This is a genomic window from Photobacterium marinum, assembly GCF_000331515.1.
Taxonomy (GTDB): Bacteria; Pseudomonadota; Gammaproteobacteria; order Enterobacterales; family Vibrionaceae; genus Photobacterium; species Photobacterium marinum.
The window spans coordinates 253,713-274,745 of the sequence record NZ_AMZO01000016.1 but is presented as its reverse complement, the minus strand read 5'-3'; the positions used below and the strand labels follow the sequence as shown (position 1 = coordinate 274,745).

The following is a 21,033-nucleotide window of genomic DNA, read 5'->3' as shown; positions in this document are numbered from 1 at the left end:
ATCCTGTGACCAATGGCTGATAGTTATTGATCTATCTTAAAGTTAGGGTTGATTGGGTTAAAAACCAACGGCAGAATAAAACACAGTATTTGGATTTGGCAGAGTAATAATGAAGAAAGTCGCCGTATTAGCCGTTTTAACGGCATTGTCCGGTTGTGCGTCAGATAGTGAAACAATGCAAATTGTCTCCTCATCTTCTGAAGAGATTTATACTGCAGAGCAGCTTCACACGATGGAACGCATTCAGGAAGCAAAAGTGCCGCAACCAGTAGTTCAGCCGCCTAAGATTGAAAAAACAGTGGCTGTTGCTCCAGTAGCAGTACCGGTAAAACGCACCGTAACCCCAATACCAGAACAGAAAAAGCAGGTTACACCTAAGCCTGTTGACAAACCAAAGCCAAAGCCGGTTTATAAACCAGCGGCAACGGATCCTGAGGGATATACCATTCAGGTTCTGGCACTGAGCCATAACAAAGGCTTCCGCCCGTACATGAATAAACTGCCATCTAATCAGCCAGTATGGATGAACAAAAAGCAATTGCAGGGTGTGCCTTGGTATACCATGCTGTTTGGTCACTACCGTACTCGTGAAGAGGCTAAACGTGCACTCAATGCTTTGCCTCAGGATGTAAAAGATTACGGTCCGTTTATCCGCAGTTTTAGTGAGATTAAAACATCTCCAACGCCAAAGCTGACGAAGCTGAAATAGAGTTAAACTCAGCTATTTTTAAGGAGAGCCGAAAGGCTCTCTTTTTGATCTGAGCGGTTAATTGAGTTTATCGCTTTATAAACCTTCTATTGTTGTGGTTTTAATAACCAAAAGAGTAACTTCAATTGAAGTATTTCACTGTTAGCTGCCATATGTAGTGCAATAGTCCGCTTTTTTCTATTACTATTGAACAAGGTTTTGACTGGTGCGCTTTATCATGTATCTGTGTTTTGGCACCAGTCTGTAACAGATATTAACTGTCAGGCGAAGTCGCCTGCAGCGTTGTAATACAAGGGATGATAATGAGTTCAATCCATGTTTTATTATTGTGCGGCGGCGGCAGTGCCGAGCACGAGGTGTCACTGGTTTCTGCAAACTACATTGAAGAGCAGCTGAAACAGATTGATGATATTGCCTACACCCGTGTCGAAATGAAAGGAGACGGGTGGTTTGATCAGAACGGGCAGATGTGTCAGCTAAATTTGGATAAGACTCTGCAAACCGGCGACAAAAAAACAAGCATTAACTATGTAATCCCTTGTGTTCATGGCTACCCGGGTGAAACCGGTGATCTGCAGTCATTCCTGGATATGGCAAAACTGCCATACTTTGGCTGTGGTGCAGAAGCCAGCACTAATTGCTTCAACAAAATCACCACAAAACTGTGGTTTGATGCGCTTAATATTCCTAACACCCCTTATGTTTTCCTTAGCGATAACAACGAAACTGCACATGCTCAGGCTGAAGCTGCATTCGATAAATGGGGGCAGGTGTTCATCAAAGCCGCGTGTCAGGGTTCTTCTGTAGGTTGTTACAAGGTAACTGATAAGTCAGAGCTGGCAGAAACGGTAAACAATGCATTTACTTATTCAGAACAGGTGCTTATCGAAAAAGCAATCAAGCCTCGTGAGCTTGAAATTGCCGCCTATCAATACGGTGAGGAACTGGTTATCACCAAGCCTGGTGAAATTCTGAGTCCGGAAGATGAGTTCTACACCTACGAAGAAAAATACAGTGCAGACAGCCACTCAACAACTAAAGTTGAAGCAGACAACCTGACTGATGAACAAATTGAGCAAATTCGAGATTATGCTCGTAAAGCTTTCGTACACATGAAGTTGAAAGATCTGTCTCGTATCGACTTCTTCCTGAGCGAAGAAGGTGAAATTCTTCTCAATGAGATCAACACCTTCCCGGGTATGACACCAATCTCTATGTTCCCTAAGATGCTGGAGCACCATGGCCACCAGTTCAAGGCATTCCTAGAGCAAGCAATCAAGGCAGCTGCGATTAAGTAATCATTGAACAACACAGAGCAGGGTACACCTGATTCACTCATCAGTCGTGATCCCGCTCTGTGTTCTTAATTTCGCTATTTGGCGATTTCATAACCAGATGCAATACTGGTCTATAGATGCAAAATCAGGAAAACTATGCTGACAAAACAAAAAAAACTGGAACGTTTTAAAGCCTTGCGCGAAAAAAACTACCGGGCGAGTCTTCAGCTAGAAGGTTTTGATGTTGAGCCGTTTAAGGTAAATGCAGAAGTGAATTCGTCATCGGAAGCCGAACTAATTGCCAAATTGAAACAGCGATATGCGAGATAAATATGGTGTAAGTCAGGATCCCGATTGTTATCCCAATACATCGGTCCTCAAAAATTACTTATCCATAATGGATGAGGATGAGCTTGAGCTTGCCGAAAGGGACTTTTCCCGAGTTCGGGCCGAGCATTTTGAGCCTGTATTTGATCAATTCAACCTTCCTTATCTGCAAAAAATCCACCGCATACTCTTTCAAGACTTATATCCCTGGGCTGGCCAAATAAGACAGGTCGATATCACCAAAGGACAGACCCGCTTTTGTCACGTTCACAATATCGAGCGAGAAGCCAACCGTCTTTTTCGAGAGCTGGAAGAAGAGAACCATTTGTGTGGTTTGTCATTCGACAACTTTATTCGTCGCGTTTCGCACTACTTTTGCGAGCTTAATGTAGTCCATCCTTTCCGGGAAGGTAATGGTAGGGTGCAGCGTATCTTCTTCGAAATTCTGGCTATAAATGCCGGTTATGAGCTTTGTTGGGAAGGGATCAACCTCAAAGAGTGGGTTGATGCGAATCAGGCTGGTTATTTTGGAGAGTTAAAGCCGTTAGAAAAACTATTTGAGCGAATCACTGTGCCAATCGAACATCCGCATGATTACAGCGAGCACTGGACTGAAAATCCGAGCTTAGATTGATTTAAACCATCGTGTTTAACGCACTATAATTTTTATATTGCCACCAACTACCAAATACACGCCACTCACTTCTCCCAAGGTTTTGTCTTCCTATATTTAGCCAATTCCTGTTCATGTCGGTTTTTCTCGCCAACGTACAAAGCAGGCATAGCCGGGCTTTTCCAACGTCCTTGTTCCTGAATGTCTTCAACAGATAAACCAGAGTCAGCCAGATCCTTTGCGGCGCCAACACGTGGTGATTGTCCCGAGAACAAATGACCAGAAGGCATATTCAGCTCATCACTGGCTCGCCGGAATACACGATATATTGATGAATGATCTAATGCCTGGTCGCCGATGTTTCCGTGTCTATCGATTCGCCGAAAAACAAAGCTGTCATAAATCAAACCAACCACCAACCAGCGTTGAAGCACTTTTGATGAAACAGAACTGAGTTCAATCACCTTGTCGCCGACAGTAATGTTTACCAAGCCGTTGCCGTGGATATAGAGTGATTCAACTGTCAGAGCGGAAAGTTCACTCCGCTTTAGCATTGCTTCAAATGTAACAGCCCAAATTGCCAGATCGCGAACATCCTTTGGTTTAGTTGATAGTTCATAAATGTCTATTAACTTCTGCAAGTGTTCGTCACGAAAGGCAGATGCATTACGGCAATCATTCCGTTTTTCGCTTTGCTGCTTTTTCATTTCAATACGAATTTCGGTATGGGCACACGGATCCGTTAATTGGTGGCAACGATGAACCAACGAAATGGTGACAAGGTAACGTTTTAAGCTTGCAAGCTTGCGCTTGAGAGACATGCGATCGATATATCTGTGCACGGTCTCAGCCGTTGCGGGCAGAGCAGGGACTTTATTCTCTAAGCAGAAGTCAATGAAACTATTCCAGTCATTTTTGAAAGCAACCAGCGTGTTTCTTGCATATTGGTTTTGTGTCAGTGACTCCCAGTTCTCTATGCCACTTATATGACAGTTAAACCGTTCAATACTGGTGTTTCTTTGTGCATTATCTTCTATCACTTTGATTTTTCTAGTCATAATCAGTGTCAATATCTGGTGCACTATAATTATAAACATATAACAAAAAATAAAATTTACATATCAAATTCAGAAAAAATTTAGTAAAAACCAGAAATTTATAAGCATATCAGGAAGACAAACGTTTAACTTAATGCTTCAATAACAGAGTATGAAATAAGTATTTCGATTGTGTATCTGTCTGCATTGCAAACACTTATTCTGTACAAGGATTAAAGCAGTGTTAGCTCAGCATCGTTGAGGAGCAAAAATGAAGAAAAGACTCTTCCACCGAGGGCATAATATTGAGAATACGACTGGTGAACCTAATGGGTGGAGAACCGTCATCAATGGGCGCCCGGTAGAAAACAAGCTTACGCTAGTCAAGAAGAGTATTGATTGGTGGTGTGATATGAAAGCTTTTATGCCGCCAGAGAAATTTGAAGGTCTGAATGCTCAACCTCAGCAAGCAGGCCAGAAAGTTGAAGAATACAGAGGCTTTAAGCTGGTAAATGACAGCGGTAACCCGAATGAGTGGTATGTCATCTTGCGTGGCAGACTGCTGAAAGGTTCGCCTGCAGCAATAAAGAAACATTTGGATGCTGTGATTGAAAAACTAAAACAAAAATAAAATTATGTTTGGTTTGTGTGATTGGTATTACGTGAGAGAAAAAGGGAAGGGTGTTCGTATCGTGTAGTAACTGGTTTTAATAAATCTTGCTTAAACAGAATTTAGCCCGGACTGTGATAACAACGCAGTCCGGGCAATTTCATTAATAGCGAAGTGTAAGCAAAATAATATCAATCATCTTCGTCTTTCTTATCGACATCAACCAGGTAATCACCACTTAGCCAGTTTCGACCAATAAGTAGTTTGTACTCCAACTTACTGCGGTCACGAAGGTTAACAGACACCGTCTTGTGTTCACCGTTCCAGCCTAAATCCATTTTTACTGCATAGCGGCGTTCAACGCCCTGTGCATTACGAATTTTACTGACTTTAATGATTTTGCCTTTATACCTTACTTCATCACCATTCTCATTAGTTGCTGTAAACTCAACCATATGACCAAGGTGTTCACGCATGTTATCGCTGTCACTGTCTTCTCCAATGACTTTAATATCAGTAGCATGAATAGAGGTTGTTTTGGCACCTGTATCAATCCGTGCCTTAAAATCCAGATCAAGTTCATGTACTTTGATTGTTTCAACCTGACCAACAATTGACTTCTGTTTGCTGTCATTACTATCAGCCATCGCCAGGTTTGCCCCAGTTGAGCAGATCAAGAACAATGCCGGTAACAGAATTTTTTTCACACACAGGCTCCTAAGAGTTTATTTGTCTGTTTTTAATATAGACACCAGATGGATTGTTGCACTTAACATCATCCAACCAGCAGGAGGAGCTTACTCAGAAGCTCAATATGAATCATATACCATGAAGCAGAATTGACGCTGAACAGCAAAGTCAATTATTGGTAAATTTTTAATAAATCACGAATTTTGCTGAAACAGGCATCAGTTTGTTCAAACTGTACCGCATGAAAGCCTAAGCTTTTAGCTGCTTTAACATTATCAGCATTGTCATCAATATAAAGGGATTGTTCTGGCTGCAAATCGTATCTGTCCAGCAACAGCTGATAGATCTGCGGCTCCGGCTTAATCACAAACTCTCGCCCGGAAACAATGCCGCCGGCAAACAGAGAGAAAAACTCATTTCGGTCATGAAGCGTTTCAAAAAAAGCATTACTCATATTAGTGAGATAGTAAGCAGAGAAGTGCTTGTCGAGCACCTGGTAAAGTAAATTTTCTGTAGCTTGTATTGGTTGCAAGCTGTCTAACACATGATCAATAAAAGACTGCATTCTGGCTACAGTAAAATCGGTACGAGCTGCAAATTTCGGGATCTCTTCGGCAAGCAACATAGTGCCACGATCCAGCGAGAGCCAATCCGGGTGATGGATAACTTCTTTAAGTAAAATGTTTTGCTCAGTTGTCGAATCGGTAAATGTTTGCACAATTCGGACTGGATTCCACTCAAACAATACAGCGCCAAGATCAAAAATTACGTTACGAATCATAACAGTTTCCGTTTTGCTACCATTTATTGATAATATTCGGGAACGGGTAATCCGCAAGCTTGATTCAATAACTTATTATCAGGCTCACAAATCCAAGAAAGCAGACGAGATTTATTTCAGATGAATGATAACAGCCGCTTAGTATTCTCGACAGAGACAGGCCGAATCAAAGAAGAGAAAGCAGCACCAAAACGTCCTAAGGGCGACGGTGTTGTTCGCATTCAACGTCAGACTAAAGGTCGTAAAGGCAAAGGTGTTTGTGTTGTTACAGGCCTTGATCTTGAAGACGCGCAGCTGAAGCTGCTGGCTGCCGAACTAAAGAAAGTTTGCGGCTGTGGTGGCTCAGTTAAAGATGGCAACATCGAAATCCAGGGTGACAAACGCGATGTCATTAAAGTTGCGCTGGAGAAAAAAGGCCACACAGTAAAACTGGCCGGCGGTTAATCAAAAGAGCCCGAGTTAACCCTCGGGCTTTTTCTTATCAACAATAAGAGATTGTCACTAAGTCACGGTAAACCGATGAACATCAACAAGCACAAAGAAGTTGCTGTATAAGTAATGACAACTAGCTTTGAAGAACCAGGCAAACTGACCATTTGCAGCAGAGCTTAAAAATAGGTGTTAATTACCTATTTTATGGTAAATTGCGCATACTGTTAAATTGTCCAGTATTCAGAAGGGAGAGCGCGTAGTGGCCACACATCAACGGGATGAGGGGCGTTACCGGACTAATAATTGGGGTGACTCTAATACCTTATTTAACATAATACATATAATGCGCACTCAAGTTCCTGTTCGTGAAGGGCTAAAAATCCTGTAAAACCAAGGACTAAGCCCCAAAAACCTTGGCTACCCAATTTTGCCGTGATGTCATTCCATAACTGCTGGGCTTTGTAATCCTTGGCTCTTTCTGCTGCCAGATAGATTAATGCTTGGTGCGGGTCAATATTTGAGTTTTCGGCCAGAAAAATTGCTTGTGTATCAGACATTTGGCGCTTGCCACTTCTGTATTCAGAGATTCTTGATGCACCAACAGCTAGGTCGTGTGCAATTTGCTTGTCTTGAACATAGTTTTTTGCAGTTTTGTATGCGTCTAGCAGTTGATTTTGATACATAAATCCTCCTGTGTTTTCCTCATTTTAGCTTCTAAATTACCAAAATTGGTATCTTGTAATTACCAAAGCTGGTAATTACGATTACCAAACTTGGTAATTACATAAGCATTGAGGCACATCATGACTACTACCAAATCCTCTCCAGCAAAGAGTCTTCGTGAAGCTCGTGACAAGCTACGTGCTCGTGTCGTTCCTCAAAACAATAAACCTATTGTTGTTACTAAGGATGAATATAGTGCTTTTGAACATGCCTCTTTTGCGTTGAGAGAACGTTTAGTGACATTGCGGCGCGACCTTGCTGAGGCTGAGAAATTTAAGGTAGATGTGTGCTTGTACCATCGTTTCATTGAGGATGCTGAGAACGCATTGACCGCTATTGATTCTATGTGGATTCGCGCTTCTGTTGAGGACGCTTAATCATGACTCAATTAGCGCAGTTAGAGCACTCCAAGCTGAATTGGTTTGAGCGTTATGCTTTGGCTCAACAATCTGGTGATTACTCATCCGTGCTGACGTTACCGCGTGACGCTAAGAGTTCTCTGCCGGCTATGCCTGAATGTTATAACGTGGTCGCTAGCATGTTCACTGATGCTTATGGCATCAATCCATATTATGCCGCGCCCCAGCCTGTGATTGTGTCTCGGGATGATGATTGGGGTAAGAAAACAGTTTGTGTTGGTGAGAAAAGTTGGATTGTTCGCGCCTTTGATGCTTGTAAGTCACATCGTGATTTTGCGCCAGTGATGTCCCGTGCATACATTAGGATGGCGGATAAAATTGGTCATCTTGAAGCACTTCGTGCATTGGAAAACGCTGATAAGCGCTTGTCAAAACTTGAGTTTCGTTACACTTCTACTGATGAGGAACTGTGTGATTTTGCTAAGGCCAAATCCGCGTTTGTCATGCGTCAGGTCGCGGGTATTAAGGATGTCATCGAGGCATTTGACCGTGCTTGTGACATTCTGTCTGACTACGGTTTGGCGTTTCGTCCTGACCAAGTTAAAAAGGCCAGAGAAAACAACCAGCTTCAAAGCTTGATTAACCGTGCAACCAATGAGCTTTGGTGGCGTCGTACGTTGCGTCGTCGTTCTGCATTGGAGATTGAACGTGTTGCCCGGGATTTGACGATTGTCCATAAACATGGTCAGGCGTATTGCTCTGATTTCTCTCTTGGCCGTCGTCGTCAGCGTGACGAGAGTAACAGTGAAGTGCTGAAAAATACTGTTGCGTATGACGAGGATGACGAATCTAACTGGTTCAGCTTGCATGAGCTGGCGGGTAAATCCATTTCTAACCCGGAGGTTCGCCGCGCTGAAATGTTTGTCCGGCTCAAGGGGTTTGAGAATATCGCTAAGGCAAGCGGCCATGTTGGTATGTTCTACACTCCGACCTGCCCTAGCCGCTTCCATTCTGTCTCTAACAACCAAGTTAATCAGGCTTGGCTTGATGCGGGTTGCCCGTCCACTCAGGACGCGCATGACTACATGACCAGCATGTTTGCTGATTTCCGTAAGGCTCTCGATAAGGCTGAAATCAAGGTTTATGGCCTGCGGGTTGTTGAGCCTCATGCTGACGGTTGCCCGCACTGGCATTTGCTGCTGTTCATGGAAAAGAGCCAGCAAAAGAAAGTCACCGACCTGTTCCGGGCGGCGGCAATGAAAGATACACCAGAGGAACCCGGGGCGAAAAAATACCGTTTCACCTCTCAGGCGATTGATTGGGAGAAAGGTTCGGCGGTTGGCTATGTCGCTAAGTACCTGTCAAAGAATATCGATGGTAAGCACATCGATTCTGACCGCTCTACTGTTCTTGAGGGTGTGGCGGCGGCTGAGCGTGTGGTGACTTGGGCCCGGGTGAACCGTATCCGCCAATTCCAGTTTATTGGTGGCCCGTCCGTGACTGTGTGGCGTGAGCTGCGCCGCGTCCGTGAAGAATTTAAAGAGGATGATGCCTTGTTCAATCATCTCGATGAGGGTGAATGGCTCACCCTTGAAAATGTCCGTCGTGCGGCTGACGAATCCGACTGGGAAAGCTTCTGCCTCGCTATGGGCGGTGTGTTTGTCCGTCGTGATGACCAGACTATTAAGCCTGTTTACCAAGTTCCGCAGATCATGGAAAAGCTGATTAACGAATGGGGTGAAGAGGTAGTTTCGACCAAAACCACGAAAACCCGTTACGGCGATGATTCCAGTGCCCGGGTTGTGGGCGTGGTGTTCCGTGCGGCCTTCCTTGCCACACGTGCCCGCAAATGGAAAACCGAAAACAAAGAGCAATTCCTGCGCGGTACTCAGCGCATCATGACGGGTGTCTCTGACATCTTCGAGGTGCTGGAACGTGAGGATGAGTATCGACGTATGGCTGATGAGCAATACGAGCAGTACCAACAATATTTACAACGTGTAGATGAGCTTTCCGCTTACGTATTTGATGCAGGGGCTTTTGAAGAGCCGCAAGGCGGGAGGGGACCCGCCCCCGGGGAGGGTTCCCGCCTTTTAGGCTCTTCCTTGGACTTGTGTCAATAACTGTCCCAATAAAGATTTTGGAGAATTGAAGAATGATTGTTACAGCACGAATTAACGACCTAGACGACATCGAGAAGAAAACCAACACTAACCAGAGCACTGGTGAATCCCGTGATTCCGGTGTGGTTCGCTTGCAGCTATTTAACCCTTCTGAGGTGGTTGAATGCCGTGTCTCCCCTGACCTATGGGATTCTATGGGCGGTGGTACTGATTTGAAAACTCTGATTGATAAGAAAGCTGAATTTAAGATCCAACACACTGAGCGTTCGTTTGCGGGTGATGGCGGTAAACATATTAGTTTCTCTGGCTGGAATTTATTGGGTGTGCCGTCTTTAGAGTCAAAGCCGACGAATAAATAACGCTGCTGCAAAAATAAATCATTCAGCAATTAAGTTTAATTAAGGGGGCACCCTTGCCTACCTGCGTAAATACAAATGCTCAAGGGTATTTAAGAATTGAAAATATACCCGTTGCCCAGTGTGACGGGTATGTGATGGTAACTAAGGCTGAGTATGACACTTGGCTTTCTACTTGGGAATTATCACCCGCTGAAATTAGCTCTGCTTTTACTTTTGGTTTGGGGGCAATTCTTGTTACTGGCTATTTATCCTCTTACGGGGTTGGATTAGCCAAAAAATTAATCCGTCAATTATAAGGACACTATTATGAAATTTCTTAACGCTGCTAAAAAATACGGTTTCGCTATTGCTGTAACTTCTATGGCTGCGCCAACTTTTGCCGCTGAGGGTGGTTCTCAGGTTTCTAGCTATTTCAGTGCTATCGACTTGTCAGGTGTTGCAACTGCTGTTGGTGCGGCGGGTGTAACTATTGTTGGTATCACTATGGCTTATAAAGGTATCACCTTGGCTAAGCGTGCTGTAAATAAAGCGTAATGGCTGCTCTCCTGCATGACATCATATTAGCTATTGCGGCTTTAATCGGTGCTATGACTGGCTGGGCGGTAATATATGGTTGGTCAGGCAGATAATTAATAGGCGGCTTCGGTCGCCTTTTTTTATGCAATTATTTTTTGGTGTGTTATGTACAGATTGTTAATTTTTGTACTGATTTTTTCTTTTCCGGCACTTGCTGATTATGACCTGTATTATTCTCGATATGCTGCGGGCTTTCCTGGCACTTCGAGTGATGATTTTTGTATTGAAGGTCGTGAACCTAAGCCATTATATTATTTTGTTTCAAATGCTAGTTGTGCGAATGGTTTTAGAACTGGTCGCCGTAAAGCATATGAATATAGAAATTGTGCATATCGTGAAGCAAATATGGATATCAAATGTGATATTTACGATACGTACGATAATAGTTTTCAGGGATTTGCTAATTATTCGTTGTTCACTAAACGAATTAAAAGTGATGATGATGACAATTATTGTGACACTCCCGCTGCTTATGATGCTGAACAAGAGGCAAAAAAATCATGTTCTAGTCGTGCTGGCGATAATCAAACAATCGCAAGGAATGAAGCTAAATGTAATCGTAAAACTGAAGTTATTGAGACTTTCTGTGAAATAAATGACAAGTCGTCTAGTGGTGGTGACACGGGAGGCGGTGACACGGGAGGCGGTGATACGGGAGGCGGTTCTGGTTCAGGCGGTTCTGGTTCAGGTGGTTCTGGTTCGGGTGGTTCTGGTTCGGGTGGTTCTGGTTCGGGTGGTTCTGGTTCAGGCGGTTCTGGTTCAGGCGGTTCTGGTTCAGGCGGTTCTGGTTCAGGCGGTTCTGGTTCAGGTGGTTCTGGTTCAGGTGGTTCTGGTTCGGGAGATATTTCAGTTGATGTAGATATGTCAGGTGTTATTAGTGCGATTAATCGGACTAATTCTAATATTGATGGTCATTTAAAAGTATTGCAGCGTGATAGTGCGAAAGAACTTCAGAACTGGTCAGATACACAAGATTTGGTGAGCAAATATTATGAGACTGCAAAAAAATCATCATCTTCATTAGACCATATGGCTAAGTTTACTGAGCAGGAATTATCAATCTTGCGTTCTATTCAGGGTGAATATGGTACTCACTTTGACCGGATATATAACAAGTCCAATAGTATTTTGAATGCAACCAATGATTTTAAAACAGCCAATATAAATAAATTGGATGCAATTAATGAAAGTCTTAATCAGTTAAATAATGATTTAGATATTGAGAGCATTAATAAAGCGTTGGCTGATAATTCAAAACTTGAGCAGGAGCAAATTGATGAGTTAAAACAATTGATGGCTGAGAAGTCAGATGAGCAAACAGAAAAAATCACGGCTTCGGTTGATGCTGTTGCTGATTCTATTACTAATGATATTAAAGTGGAGATTGATACTAAGGCCATTGAAGATAAGTTGGATAATGTCAATAGTGAGTTGGATAAGCAAACGGGGTTGATGGAAGAGTTTGGTAAAGGTGGCAAGCGTAATTTAGTTGGGTGTCGTACTAATGATACTTGCAGTAGTCTTATTGATTCACGTTATACGGATGGATTGGACGGTATTATCGAGAAGCATTTTACATCTGTTAAAAATGGTGCATTTCTTGATGTTGTGAATCAATTTAATGTCCACTTCCCTAGTCAGGCTCCTGAGTGGAATTTATGTTTGGATATTATTATTGACTTTGGTTGCTATGATATTCGCTTGCCTGCCTTTGTATGGACGTTTATTCGTATTTGCATCATGTTCACTGCTTTTATGACGTGTCGTAAATTGGTGTTTGGGGGTTAATGTGCAAGGTTTTTTTGAATGGGTTGAATACCTTTATAATGAATTGCTGGATTTTTTGTATCGGTTGTTATTAACACTAATTACTTTGCTGCAAGATTTATTGTTTGGCATTTTTGATGTATTTATGACGGCTGTGGAAAAAATCCTTTCTGGTTTGGCGTCGTTTATGCAGCCTATCGATATTTCGCAGTATATAACGGCTATTCCGCCAGAGGTTGCGGGTGTGATGGGGCTTATTGGCCTGCCTCAAGCTATGGTGATGATTACCACGGCAATTACTGTTCGTCTTATTTTGCAACTAATTCCGTTTACCCGATTAGGTAGTTAATTCATGATTTATTTAATTGCGGGTAGACCGCGTTCTGGTAAGTCCTACGAGGCTGTTAAGTATCACGTCATACCTGCAATTAAATCAGGTCGCAAGGTGATAACTAACCTGCCCTTGAATATTGAGCATTTCAAAAAGATTTATGGTGCTGAGGTTGAGGAACTGATTAAGGTTGTTGAGTTTGACTATGCAGACTTTGAGGGTGCAACGGTAACCTTCCCGTTCTCCACGCCTGATTACTATATGGATGACTGGCGTGATGATAAAGGCGTTGGGCCTTTGTATGTGATTGATGAGGCTCATTTCAGTTTGCCGAAAGGTAAAACGTTGGATGCGGTGAAAAAGTATTACACCATGCACGAGCATTATGGTATCGATATCTTGCTGATGACCCAGAACCCGCGACAACTGGATGCCGATATCCTGAATTTGGTTGAGATTCTTTACCGTACTATCAAAAACACGGCCCTTGGCTCAACCAGTACCTATACCAAAAAAGTTGTTGATGGTTGGCGTGGTGCGGTAGTGAACGAGGAGCAGCGGAAGTATGACAAAACTATCTTCCCGTTCTACAAGTCCCATACCCAGAGCAAAAAGGAGGTGTTAGAGCGGGAGGCATCGGATATTAAGCCTATCTGGAAACACTGGTCTTTCGTTGGCGGTGCCCTATTCCTGCTGCTTGGTATTCCGTGGTTGATTTACTCGCTTGCGGGGTTGTTCAGTGATGAGGAACCCGAACCAGAACCCGTGCCGGTGATTGAGGTTGTGGCAGAAAAGCCCGCTAGTGTTGATGATGGTTCCCCGGGTAGGCCCCCGGAAGATATCGAGATAGACGGCCCGTTGAGTGGGTTTGATATGTTCATTACCGGATGGGCCAGACAGGTCTATTACTACGATGACATGCGGGACTACGACATTAACCAGAACTTCTATCTGGTTTACCTAGATGTCTATAAGGGAGCCAGTAAGCGTTTTTCTATCACCAATCGCGACTTGGTGAGCATGGGCTATAAGTTTGTCGCCCTGTCGGATTGTGTTTTCAAGCTTGAATTTGGTGGTGAGCAGCGGATTGTCACTTGTAAGGTGGATGAGAAACAGAAAGGCGATGGCGGCATGATGGATGCTTTCAATGCGGTTGGTACACCTTCGTTTGCTATCTGATGCACTCCTGTTACCAGTTGCGACTATTGGCACCTTCTCGGGTTGTCCGGTCGCGCTGGTGTTTCTATGTGGAACTACACACGTATCTATAGCGATTTTAACCCCCTTCCTTCCTGCTAGGCCGCTTTTCATGGGGTTTGTCGAACTAACAATATGGTACGCAGCTGATTGTCGTATGACACTTCAGATAAAGCGTGGGGGTTTAACTTGCGTCAATATTCAATCGGGTGTATAGATCGCCTTTCTTATTTTTCTCATGTTATCAAGGAGGTAAGGATGGAATTACTGGTTATTGTGGGGGTCTTTTTTTTACTTTGTGCTGTCTTTTTCATTCGAACTGTGAGCAAGAAAAAAGCAGTAGATAAAGCAGTAGATGTAGATAAAGATGACAGTTATGCTTTTGAAGCAATTGGTGCACTTTTTACTGCTGCCGAGCGTTCATTTTACGGTGTTCTAACTCAGTCTCTTAAAGATAATTACGTCCTTTTAGGCAAAGTTCGAGTAGCTGATATTATTAAGCCTCAAGGCAATCTAAACCGTTCTGAATGGCAAACTGCTTTTAATCAGATATCTAGAAAGCATATAGATTTTGTTATTTGTGATAAGGACAATCTGTCAATTTTATGTGCAATCGAGTTGAACGATTCAAGCCATAATAAGGCAGACCGGGCTCAGCGAGATGCTTTCTTATCTAGGGCATTATCATCCGCTAATATTCCGTTTGTTGAGTTTACGGCAAAGCGTTCATATGTGATTCGTGATATTCAAAATGAATTACATCAGTTTTTAGCTCAACAATCATCTCAGACTCCTTCTGCTGATACCAAAATTTGCCCTTGTTGTAGTTCTCAGCTAGTCGAACGGGTAAGTAAGCGAGGTAAGAATCAAGGCAATACCTTTTGGGGTTGTTCGGCCTACCCCAAATGTCGCTATGTAGAGGAAAGTTAGGATTTTAGCTACTTCATCATAAAACATGTCTGAAACGGTATGCTGCTTTGTTGCTACCGTTTTAGTTCATAATCTGTAACTAACTTTCAATGCATTTGCTGCCTAGATTTCTGTATTTATGGGTGTAAAATTCTGAACAGGATGCGGTATGTGGCTGAGTTGATAGTTTTGCTACGCAAAGTCGGCTATTTAACGTAATTGGTATTTTAGGAATAACTAGGTTATCAAATGGAAAGAGCTGGTCACAATATTGATTATAGAGTTAATTATAAATTAACAGAGCAAAATTTACGTAAAATCAATGACATTTTGTTGAAGTCTTCGCAAGACATTCCTGATAGTTATATTAAATATTCTGTTGAACGTAAGAATTCATCGCATTATGTTACAGACGATATAGAGCAGATATTAAGTGAAGATAATTCAAAAGACAAAAGCATTGTTACATTGAGGATCGGGTTGTTAATTAAGAGTGATAATTTAAATGACAGATTTCTTGTGAATATTAATTTTCATAACAACAATACATACTACGGCTCAAAAATTTCGTTGGATGTTTCAGGAAAAGACCGTAATTGGTGTTTCATTCTTTTTGATGAGCTAGATAGTCAAATAAAAAGAACTGTTATTTTAAAGCGTTATGAGGACGAAACTTATAGACTTTCAGCTCTGGCATTTTCAATTTTGATGTTGTTTGCTTTTTTTGGGTTAACTATTTTATTAAATGACCATTCTACACAATATGACTCATATACATTAGAAAAGCTGTTAGAACTTTCACAGAGCGAAAAGCTCGATTTTATAATTTATAGAAATTATGATTATTCATTACGTGGCCAAAGATTAGTTACGTTTATTGCATGTCTGGTTGGAATGTTGATTTCATTTGCTTTGTTATTATCTTCAAACTTTTTTTCAAAATTACATAGCTTTGGCAAAAAATCGACCTTTTATTGGAGGGATGAAATATCTATCTATGATAGTTATGTTTCATTTTCTTCTAATATTAAGTGGTGTGTTATTGTTGCCTCATTAATATCAGTTACTGCAGGAATATTTGTTTCGTACTTCTTTAACCCCGCCTAGTAATACGGGGTGAAAGTTTTGGGGTCGCCATGCCCTTCAACATGGTTCTGGACTTCCAAAATGTATGACGGGGTAGGTTTCCTCCTATTTCAAGAAGTTCGCCTATTGCAGGGTTTTGGCGGGTTGTTTTAACGCTTGCTAAGCGTATGATTGAAAAGTAATAGTTCGATTTGTTTTTGGAGGTTTTGTGGAAAAAGAAGTTGAAGCTGTAATTGAGTCATCAAAAGCTATACAAGAAGTAGCTAAGACTTCAGGTCAGGCCATTGAAGCATCAAAACAGTTAGGTGGATTTGTATCTAAGTTTATCTCAGCACCTTTAGAAGCTGGCGTTGGCATTATTTCTGATAAGTTGCAATTCATTAGATGGGAAAAACAACAAAAGCTTATAGTTAAAGCAAGCCAAATTATGAAAGCATCAGGTTATGAAAGAGCGAATAACCCACTACAGCTTAAGAATGCAATTCCTCTTTTGGAATACGCAACATTGGAAGAGGATGATTATCTACACGAAATGTGGGCTCGGCTGTTAGTAAATTGCACCTGTTCACAAGAGCCCCAAAAAATGACTAGAGCTTTTATCGAAATTCTAAGTCAATTGAGTCATTTGGAAGTTAGAATTTTAGAAACTATCTACAGTTATTCATTTAGAGATATAGTTTATTTGGGGGTGACCACAGAACACCTTCCAGAGCGATGCGAGATCATACGTTCAGGTGATGATGAAAAACAACTTCCACCGCAAGAAGTAAGAGTTGCAATTGCAAACCTTGTACGCTTAGGGTGTTTACGGTTTCCCAGTGTTATTGGTGGTGGGGAGATTTATAGCCTAATTTTACCAACATTATTGGGCTTAGAGTTTGTATCTGCATGTACAGAAAAAACTGATAGCAAATAGCTTAATTTTGAATACACATAGCCCCATAGTTTGGGGCTAAAACATTATTATTTTTCCGGTAGGTTTTTCAACAGTCTTGCTGTCCTCAGTATATGAGCTTTAGCTTGTCTATCATTTTCTGCATTGATCTCAAGTAGAGCATTTCCCGTGATTATTCGATCTGGATTGAGGCTCCAACCGTTTGGGGTTACCAATTCTTCCTTCGATAACCACCAACCACGCCAAATATCCCCTATCGCTCCTAATTCACGTCCAGCATACATTTTCATCAATCTTCTGCATTCTGGTGGTATCTCTTGCCCTGCGTCCCATCGCGTGACCGTCCTCACACTTTTGAAACAAAGTTCTGACACCTCTTTTTTCGATAAACCGCAAGTAAATTTTCTAAATATGTAGTTATTAGTTAAATTTTTGGACATGGTGTCACTTTTTGCATTCCTTGTTATTGAGGAATTGCATAGTAACCGCCCTGTATATAAGGCTGCTGCATATAAATGTTAACAAAAACATTTAACATAAGGCCGTCATAATGCGCACTGAGGCAATATAAGATCTAATTAGTAATGTCAGATTAACTAATGAGATCTTGCTGACCATGACTGATGGTGAATTACTGCGGATTAAGCTCATCCTCGTACTCTGTCACTGAGCATCCGCCAATCCAACACTTAATAACTCGGCCCTGCTAGGATCAGCAATCAATGCCGAGGCAGATCTTCATAAAATAAAATCCATGATGATATTCGATACCGGTGCCTCAGTATTATTCGTGAAAACTATCCTGACTTTGGACCGACACTACCGCATGAAAACTCATAGAATATCACAACATTTCTCTCCCATTGGAAACGCTACACCAATGGATGATTACCGATGTTTTTTTCCTCATGCTCAAGCCTCGGTACTATCAGTCACGCCACCGCCGAAACTGTCTTAGCGAACAGCTCTAGATTGCTCCCATCATGGCTATACGATATTGTCACCCTGCGTAGCAATTTTACCCAGTTGCCCAGAGATGCGGATAAAACTCAAGAATAAACGTTACAGGATCACCTAAAAGTTTACATAGGCATTTGTTACTTTCGAGAGGCTCCAAAAGCAATACGCGCTAAGTACACGCGCAATGTTTTAAGACAATCCGCAAAATAATGTGACAAGGTAACAAACGCAATAGTTTAACGACGACATAAATCCCCTTCATCTTCGAACTGGTCTTTGAACCAGTTTATCAATGTAAGCACACTCTCCTGCTTTAATCTTCCGGGGAGGCAAACGAAGTAAAATCCCTGGTAAGGGTTCAATACGGGTTCATCAATCTGATCCGTGGTGCGAAGTCCGATCTGTCTGCCGCTGGTCTAAATGGTTGGTGCTTTATGCTAGCCGCACTTATTTTACTGCCAGTTGCGGGTACCAGCGTTATCACCAGTGGTAATGTGATGTTGAGACAGTGGCTTTAACACAAGCTAATGTGCTTACATTACTTGCAATTCTTGCCGTTAGTATTGTCGGCACTAAATGTTTCGTGCCAAAGCTTATAAGTTAGTCAATTCAGGTTCAGAACTAGCACCGCTTATATTTACGAATCTGATTTTTGCCGTGATATGGCAAATCTGCTTTTTCAATGAAAACTTGGCGGTCAATAAAATTGCAGGAATAACTCTTATAGTGCTGGCTACGCTCAGCAATACGTTACGTAGTCAACAACACGAAAAGGCCATCACGCACTAGAAATGCTAAATGACTGTTATCGTCACTCTGAGTCGGATTAATGAAATACCGGCTCATCGATAATTGCACCACAAATACAGATAACGGTTTCTCGTAGTTCATCAACCAGATATTCCTCTTCTTGTCCGCACACTGGGCAGACTTTTAGTTCAACGCCCTCATCTGTCATGTGATACTCCTATACAATTCAGTAACTCCATGTGTAACACTAGAATTTAGACTTTTGTGTCTAATCTTTCCGAAACTTGAACTGAGTCGAAGGATAAATATGACTTAAAGCTATATTGCTGAATTTACTTCGATAAGCTTATAAATATCAAAAATTTACAATTATTGAATAAGTAAGTTAATTATTATTCGTAAACATTATATATGTTACAAACTTATTTTTTGTCGATAAGAGATTATATTCCACTATTGAATTCAATTTCAGATTATATTTCTTGTGATTATTTATTGTGCCTAAAGATGTTGAAATTCTTCTTAATCACAACGTTATTCAGATATCAGCTTTGACAAATCAAGAAGTAAAAACACTGAATCTCACGATAAATATTTTTTCAAGTTAATTATCTTATTTAGCTGATAGAATCAAACTTTCATGAAAAAAGAAGAAAATCTTTTTGACTTTCCCTATAGTCAGAATACCATCCCGTATCCATTTTTTTATTCATTATAATGATAATATTGAGGGCGATTGTATATGCGGTTTCAAGATCTATCCGTTCGAACAAAAATAGCTGCCATGTTGGCAATGATAGGTGTGGGAGTTGTATCTCTTGGTGTATTTATGCTTAGTGAAATATCCAGCATTAATGATAATTTACTTAATATAACCAACCGAACTATGCCTAAAACAGCATTAGTTCTGGATCTTCAAACAGATATCACCACTATTCGTAAAGATGAATTTTCTATTTTACCAAATATTAACCACCCTGATGTGAAAAACTGGTTAAATGATATTCATAAAGTGTATAAACAAGTTGACTCAGCTCTGGCTACATACAAAACAACAATTACTGAAAATGAATCGCAACGACGCTTTGATGAAGTAATGCGCTCATGGACAGCATATAAAGAGGCAACAAGTAGCTTCTCAATGGCTATCCAGGCACAAGATACAGGTCTTGCGAATAATGTAGTACTGGGTTCCTTTGATAAGTTCACCACCTTACAGGTATCGCTGGATAAACTAATCGAACTGACTAACAAAGAAAGTGATCAGGGCAAAGCAGCAGCTATGAATCGTGTCCAGCAAGCGAATCTTTACACAATGGCTTCATTGGCACTCCTACTCGGCTTTATGGTCATCGTCGCTGTTTATATGATTCGGCAAATCACTCAACCGCTAGAGAAAACTACCAAGATGGCAATGGCTATTGCCGACGGTGATTTAACCTACTCCCTTGACCGTTCAACAATGGGTAATGATGAATTTGGTTCTCTGGCTGATGCTTGTCTCGTTATGCAAAACGGCCTGAAAGAGCTGATTAATGAAATCTCTGCAGCTGTTGTGCAGTTAAGTGCTTCTATTGAAGAAATGAGTGTCGTTTCAGAGCAGTCGTCCGCTGGAATGGTACACCAGCAGGATCAACTAGCAATGATTGCGACAGCGATGAACCAGATGCAATCAACAGTTTCTCAGGTGGCTGCGAATACTGAAGATGCCAGTGAATTAGCGACATCTGCAACCAATGAAGCCAAAGAAAGCACTCGTGTGGTTAATGAAACAATTATTGAAATTGAGAAAGTAGCTAACGAAATTCAAAATGCCGGCGAAATGGTGGCTCAGTTAGAGCAGGATACAGCCAACATCAGCATGGTTGTAGATGTGATCAGTGGAATTGCTGAACAAACTAACCTGCTTGCTTTGAATGCAGCGATTGAAGCGGCACGTGCCGGCGATCAGGGACGCGGCTTCGCTGTTGTTGCGGATGAAGTCAGAACACTGGCCGGAAGAACTTCACAGTCAACGTCTGAAATTATTTCTATTATTGATAAACTTCAACACCGCGCAAAAGAGACAGGCGAAGCAACTAAAAACAGTTGCCATCTAATTCAACAGTGCGTTGGACAAAGTCAGATAGCAGGTAACAGCATTACCCAAATTGAATCATCTGTTGCCAGTATTGCGGATATGAATATTCAAATCGCCAGTGCTTGCTGTGAACAAAACTCAGTGACAGATGAATTAAGCCGAAGTGTTGAATCTATTAACCAGGCATCAACAGAAGTCGCATCCGGAGCGAAACAGACGGCACAGGCTTGTAGTGAATTGAGCCAGCTTGCAAATGGGCTTCAGGAAAATATCTCTCAATTCAAACTTAGTTAACCATCCTCGTCAGGCTGGCAAATGAATCAGCCAGCCTGATTTCCCACTTAAATTGCATAAATCTCTTTAAAAAACATCGCCTGAATCCAATATTTTGTTGGCTGATGATTATCAGACATGTTTCCGATAGATTATTATCAGATACATT

The 21,033-nt window shown here is 41.7% G+C and carries 24 protein-coding genes; 18 read left to right on the top strand and 6 right to left on the bottom strand.

The genetic code is table 11. The features are described from left to right. Positions 1-109 precede the first annotated feature (109 nt). The 4 genes from C942_RS11340 to C942_RS11330 all read left to right on the top strand — a co-directional run bounded on the left by C942_RS11340 (position 110) and on the right by C942_RS11330 (position 2,947). Positions 110-709 (top strand): SPOR domain-containing protein, encoded by a 600-nt coding sequence (locus tag C942_RS11340; RefSeq protein ID WP_007465806.1) that lies wholly within the window; start codon positions 110-112, stop codon positions 707-709. A gap of 302 nt (positions 710-1,011) precedes the next feature. Next, positions 1,012-2,007: a D-alanine--D-alanine ligase gene (locus tag C942_RS11335; protein ID WP_007465805.1), complete on the top strand. Its 996-nt coding sequence runs from the start codon at positions 1,012-1,014 to the stop codon at positions 2,005-2,007. A gap of 135 nt (positions 2,008-2,142) precedes the next feature. Beyond that, positions 2,143-2,316, top strand: a complete 174-nt coding sequence (locus C942_RS24665; RefSeq protein ID WP_007465803.1) for a YhfG family protein — start codon at positions 2,143-2,145, stop codon at positions 2,314-2,316. Continuing rightward, positions 2,306-2,947 (top strand): putative adenosine monophosphate-protein transferase Fic, encoded by a 642-nt coding sequence (locus tag C942_RS11330; protein ID WP_036799690.1) that lies wholly within the window; start codon positions 2,306-2,308, stop codon positions 2,945-2,947. The genes C942_RS24665 and C942_RS11330 overlap by 11 nt, the downstream gene beginning before the upstream one ends. Before the next feature lie 65 nt (positions 2,948-3,012). Here the strand turns inward: C942_RS11330 and C942_RS11325 are convergent, their stop codons facing one another. Further along, positions 3,013-3,984 carry a tyrosine-type recombinase/integrase gene (locus C942_RS11325; RefSeq protein WP_007465800.1) on the bottom strand — a complete coding sequence of 324 codons (972 nt, stop codon included), beginning with the start codon at positions 3,982-3,984 and terminating at the stop codon, positions 3,013-3,015. A 250-nt stretch (positions 3,985-4,234) separates the two neighbouring features. On the opposite strand from C942_RS11325, the gene C942_RS11320 reads away from it, so the two are divergent. Then, on the top strand, positions 4,235-4,594 hold the full coding sequence (locus tag C942_RS11320; RefSeq protein WP_036799689.1) for a DUF3319 domain-containing protein: 360 nt from the start codon (positions 4,235-4,237) through the stop codon (positions 4,592-4,594). A 170-nt stretch (positions 4,595-4,764) separates the two neighbouring features. Here C942_RS11320 and C942_RS11315 read toward each other — a convergent pair whose 3' ends face one another. Both C942_RS11315 and C942_RS11310 read right to left on the bottom strand, forming a co-directional pair. Then, positions 4,765-5,280 (bottom strand): ATP-dependent zinc protease family protein, encoded by a 516-nt coding sequence (locus C942_RS11315; RefSeq protein WP_007465796.1) that lies wholly within the window; start codon positions 5,278-5,280, stop codon positions 4,765-4,767. Between the two features lie 155 nt (positions 5,281-5,435). After that, positions 5,436-6,044: an HAD family hydrolase gene (locus C942_RS11310; protein WP_007465793.1), complete on the bottom strand. Its 609-nt coding sequence runs from the start codon at positions 6,042-6,044 to the stop codon at positions 5,436-5,438. Positions 6,045-6,164: 120 nt separating this feature from the next. Here C942_RS11310 and yciH point away from each other — a divergent pair, with 120 nt between their 5' ends. Beyond that, entirely contained in the window at positions 6,165-6,488 is a 324-nt protein-coding gene (gene yciH, locus C942_RS11305) for a stress response translation initiation inhibitor YciH (protein WP_007465791.1), read from the top strand. A gap of 314 nt (positions 6,489-6,802) precedes the next feature. Here the strand turns inward: yciH and C942_RS11300 are convergent, their stop codons facing one another. After that, positions 6,803-7,159 (bottom strand): DUF3693 domain-containing protein, encoded by a 357-nt coding sequence (locus C942_RS11300; RefSeq protein ID WP_007465789.1) that lies wholly within the window; start codon positions 7,157-7,159, stop codon positions 6,803-6,805. A gap of 120 nt (positions 7,160-7,279) precedes the next feature. Between C942_RS11300 and C942_RS11295 the strand changes: the two genes are divergently transcribed. The 11 genes from C942_RS11295 to C942_RS11245 all read left to right on the top strand — a co-directional run bounded on the left by C942_RS11295 (position 7,280) and on the right by C942_RS11245 (position 16,822). Continuing rightward, entirely contained in the window at positions 7,280-7,576 is a 297-nt protein-coding gene (locus C942_RS11295) for a hypothetical protein (RefSeq protein ID WP_007465787.1), read from the top strand. A 2-nt stretch (positions 7,577-7,578) separates the two neighbouring features. Further along, positions 7,579-9,681: a replication endonuclease gene (locus C942_RS11290; RefSeq protein WP_007465785.1), complete on the top strand. Its 2,103-nt coding sequence runs from the start codon at positions 7,579-7,581 to the stop codon at positions 9,679-9,681. A 32-nt stretch (positions 9,682-9,713) separates the two neighbouring features. Continuing rightward, complete coding sequence (locus tag C942_RS11285; RefSeq protein ID WP_007465783.1) at positions 9,714-10,040, top strand: hypothetical protein; 327 nt, start codon at positions 9,714-9,716, stop codon at positions 10,038-10,040. Positions 10,041-10,093: 53 nt separating this feature from the next. Next, positions 10,094-10,336 (top strand): single-stranded DNA-binding protein, encoded by a 243-nt coding sequence (locus C942_RS25090; RefSeq protein ID WP_157372617.1) that lies wholly within the window; start codon positions 10,094-10,096, stop codon positions 10,334-10,336. A 10-nt stretch (positions 10,337-10,346) separates the two neighbouring features. Continuing rightward, positions 10,347-10,574 (top strand): hypothetical protein, encoded by a 228-nt coding sequence (locus tag C942_RS11280; protein WP_007465781.1) that lies wholly within the window; start codon positions 10,347-10,349, stop codon positions 10,572-10,574. A 147-nt stretch (positions 10,575-10,721) separates the two neighbouring features. Beyond that, entirely contained in the window at positions 10,722-12,404 is a 1,683-nt protein-coding gene (locus C942_RS25085) for a hypothetical protein (protein ID WP_007465779.1), read from the top strand. Between the two features lies 1 nt (position 12,405). After that, positions 12,406-12,732 (top strand): DUF2523 family protein, encoded by a 327-nt coding sequence (locus C942_RS11265; protein ID WP_007465777.1) that lies wholly within the window; start codon positions 12,406-12,408, stop codon positions 12,730-12,732. Positions 12,733-12,735: 3 nt separating this feature from the next. After that, positions 12,736-13,893, top strand: coding sequence for a zonular occludens toxin domain-containing protein (locus C942_RS11260; RefSeq protein WP_036799687.1), 1,158 nt, complete (start codon positions 12,736-12,738; stop codon positions 13,891-13,893). Between the two features lie 276 nt (positions 13,894-14,169). Beyond that, positions 14,170-14,841: a DUF2726 domain-containing protein gene (locus tag C942_RS11255; RefSeq protein WP_007465772.1), complete on the top strand. Its 672-nt coding sequence runs from the start codon at positions 14,170-14,172 to the stop codon at positions 14,839-14,841. A 228-nt stretch (positions 14,842-15,069) separates the two neighbouring features. Next, complete coding sequence (locus C942_RS11250; RefSeq protein WP_007465770.1) at positions 15,070-15,927, top strand: hypothetical protein; 858 nt, start codon at positions 15,070-15,072, stop codon at positions 15,925-15,927. A 187-nt stretch (positions 15,928-16,114) separates the two neighbouring features. Then, entirely contained in the window at positions 16,115-16,822 is a 708-nt protein-coding gene (locus C942_RS11245) for an Abi-alpha family protein (RefSeq protein WP_007465767.1), read from the top strand. 47 nt (positions 16,823-16,869) lie between these two features. Here C942_RS11245 and C942_RS11240 read toward each other — a convergent pair whose 3' ends face one another. Then, positions 16,870-17,241: a DUF3653 domain-containing protein gene (locus C942_RS11240; protein WP_036799685.1), complete on the bottom strand. Its 372-nt coding sequence runs from the start codon at positions 17,239-17,241 to the stop codon at positions 16,870-16,872. A 1,346-nt stretch (positions 17,242-18,587) separates the two neighbouring features. After that, positions 18,588-18,719: a hypothetical protein gene (locus C942_RS25630; RefSeq protein WP_007465765.1), complete on the bottom strand. Its 132-nt coding sequence runs from the start codon at positions 18,717-18,719 to the stop codon at positions 18,588-18,590. Between the two features lie 534 nt (positions 18,720-19,253). Between C942_RS25630 and C942_RS11230 the strand changes: the two genes are divergently transcribed. After that, complete coding sequence (locus C942_RS11230; RefSeq protein ID WP_007465762.1) at positions 19,254-20,885, top strand: methyl-accepting chemotaxis protein; 1,632 nt, start codon at positions 19,254-19,256, stop codon at positions 20,883-20,885. Positions 20,886-21,033: the final 148 nt, after the last annotated feature.

What these genes read in the sequence shown, in the direction of transcription:
- C942_RS11250 (WP_007465770.1), top strand. Translation starts at nt 15,070, where the DNA reads ATGGAAAGAGCTGGTCACAATATTGATTATAGAGTTAATTATAAATTA.
- C942_RS11295 (WP_007465787.1), top strand. Translation starts at nt 7,280, where the DNA reads ATGACTACTACCAAATCCTCTCCAGCAAAGAGTCTTCGTGAAGCTCGT.
- C942_RS25085 (WP_007465779.1), top strand. Translation starts at nt 10,722, where the DNA reads ATGTACAGATTGTTAATTTTTGTACTGATTTTTTCTTTTCCGGCACTT.
- C942_RS11290 (WP_007465785.1), top strand. Translation starts at nt 7,579, where the DNA reads ATGACTCAATTAGCGCAGTTAGAGCACTCCAAGCTGAATTGGTTTGAG.
- C942_RS11285 (WP_007465783.1), top strand. Translation starts at nt 9,714, where the DNA reads ATGATTGTTACAGCACGAATTAACGACCTAGACGACATCGAGAAGAAA.
- C942_RS11325 (WP_007465800.1), bottom strand. Translation starts at nt 3,984, where the DNA reads ATGACTAGAAAAATCAAAGTGATAGAAGATAATGCACAAAGAAACACC.
- C942_RS11280 (WP_007465781.1), top strand. Translation starts at nt 10,347, where the DNA reads ATGAAATTTCTTAACGCTGCTAAAAAATACGGTTTCGCTATTGCTGTA.
- C942_RS11230 (WP_007465762.1), top strand. Translation starts at nt 19,254, where the DNA reads ATGCGGTTTCAAGATCTATCCGTTCGAACAAAAATAGCTGCCATGTTG.
- C942_RS11300 (WP_007465789.1), bottom strand. Translation starts at nt 7,159, where the DNA reads ATGTATCAAAATCAACTGCTAGACGCATACAAAACTGCAAAAAACTAT.
- yciH (WP_007465791.1), top strand. Translation starts at nt 6,165, where the DNA reads ATGAATGATAACAGCCGCTTAGTATTCTCGACAGAGACAGGCCGAATC.
- C942_RS25630 (WP_007465765.1), bottom strand. Translation starts at nt 18,719, where the DNA reads ATGACAGATGAGGGCGTTGAACTAAAAGTCTGCCCAGTGTGCGGACAA.
- C942_RS11330 (WP_036799690.1), top strand. Translation starts at nt 2,306, where the DNA reads ATGCGAGATAAATATGGTGTAAGTCAGGATCCCGATTGTTATCCCAAT.
- C942_RS11335 (WP_007465805.1), top strand. Translation starts at nt 1,012, where the DNA reads ATGAGTTCAATCCATGTTTTATTATTGTGCGGCGGCGGCAGTGCCGAG.
- C942_RS11340 (WP_007465806.1), top strand. Translation starts at nt 110, where the DNA reads ATGAAGAAAGTCGCCGTATTAGCCGTTTTAACGGCATTGTCCGGTTGT.
- C942_RS11260 (WP_036799687.1), top strand. Translation starts at nt 12,736, where the DNA reads ATGATTTATTTAATTGCGGGTAGACCGCGTTCTGGTAAGTCCTACGAG.
- C942_RS11255 (WP_007465772.1), top strand. Translation starts at nt 14,170, where the DNA reads ATGGAATTACTGGTTATTGTGGGGGTCTTTTTTTTACTTTGTGCTGTC.
- C942_RS11310 (WP_007465793.1), bottom strand. Translation starts at nt 6,044, where the DNA reads ATGATTCGTAACGTAATTTTTGATCTTGGCGCTGTATTGTTTGAGTGG.
- C942_RS11240 (WP_036799685.1), bottom strand. Translation starts at nt 17,241, where the DNA reads ATGTCCAAAAATTTAACTAATAACTACATATTTAGAAAATTTACTTGC.
- C942_RS11320 (WP_036799689.1), top strand. Translation starts at nt 4,235, where the DNA reads ATGAAGAAAAGACTCTTCCACCGAGGGCATAATATTGAGAATACGACT.
- C942_RS24665 (WP_007465803.1), top strand. Translation starts at nt 2,143, where the DNA reads ATGCTGACAAAACAAAAAAAACTGGAACGTTTTAAAGCCTTGCGCGAA.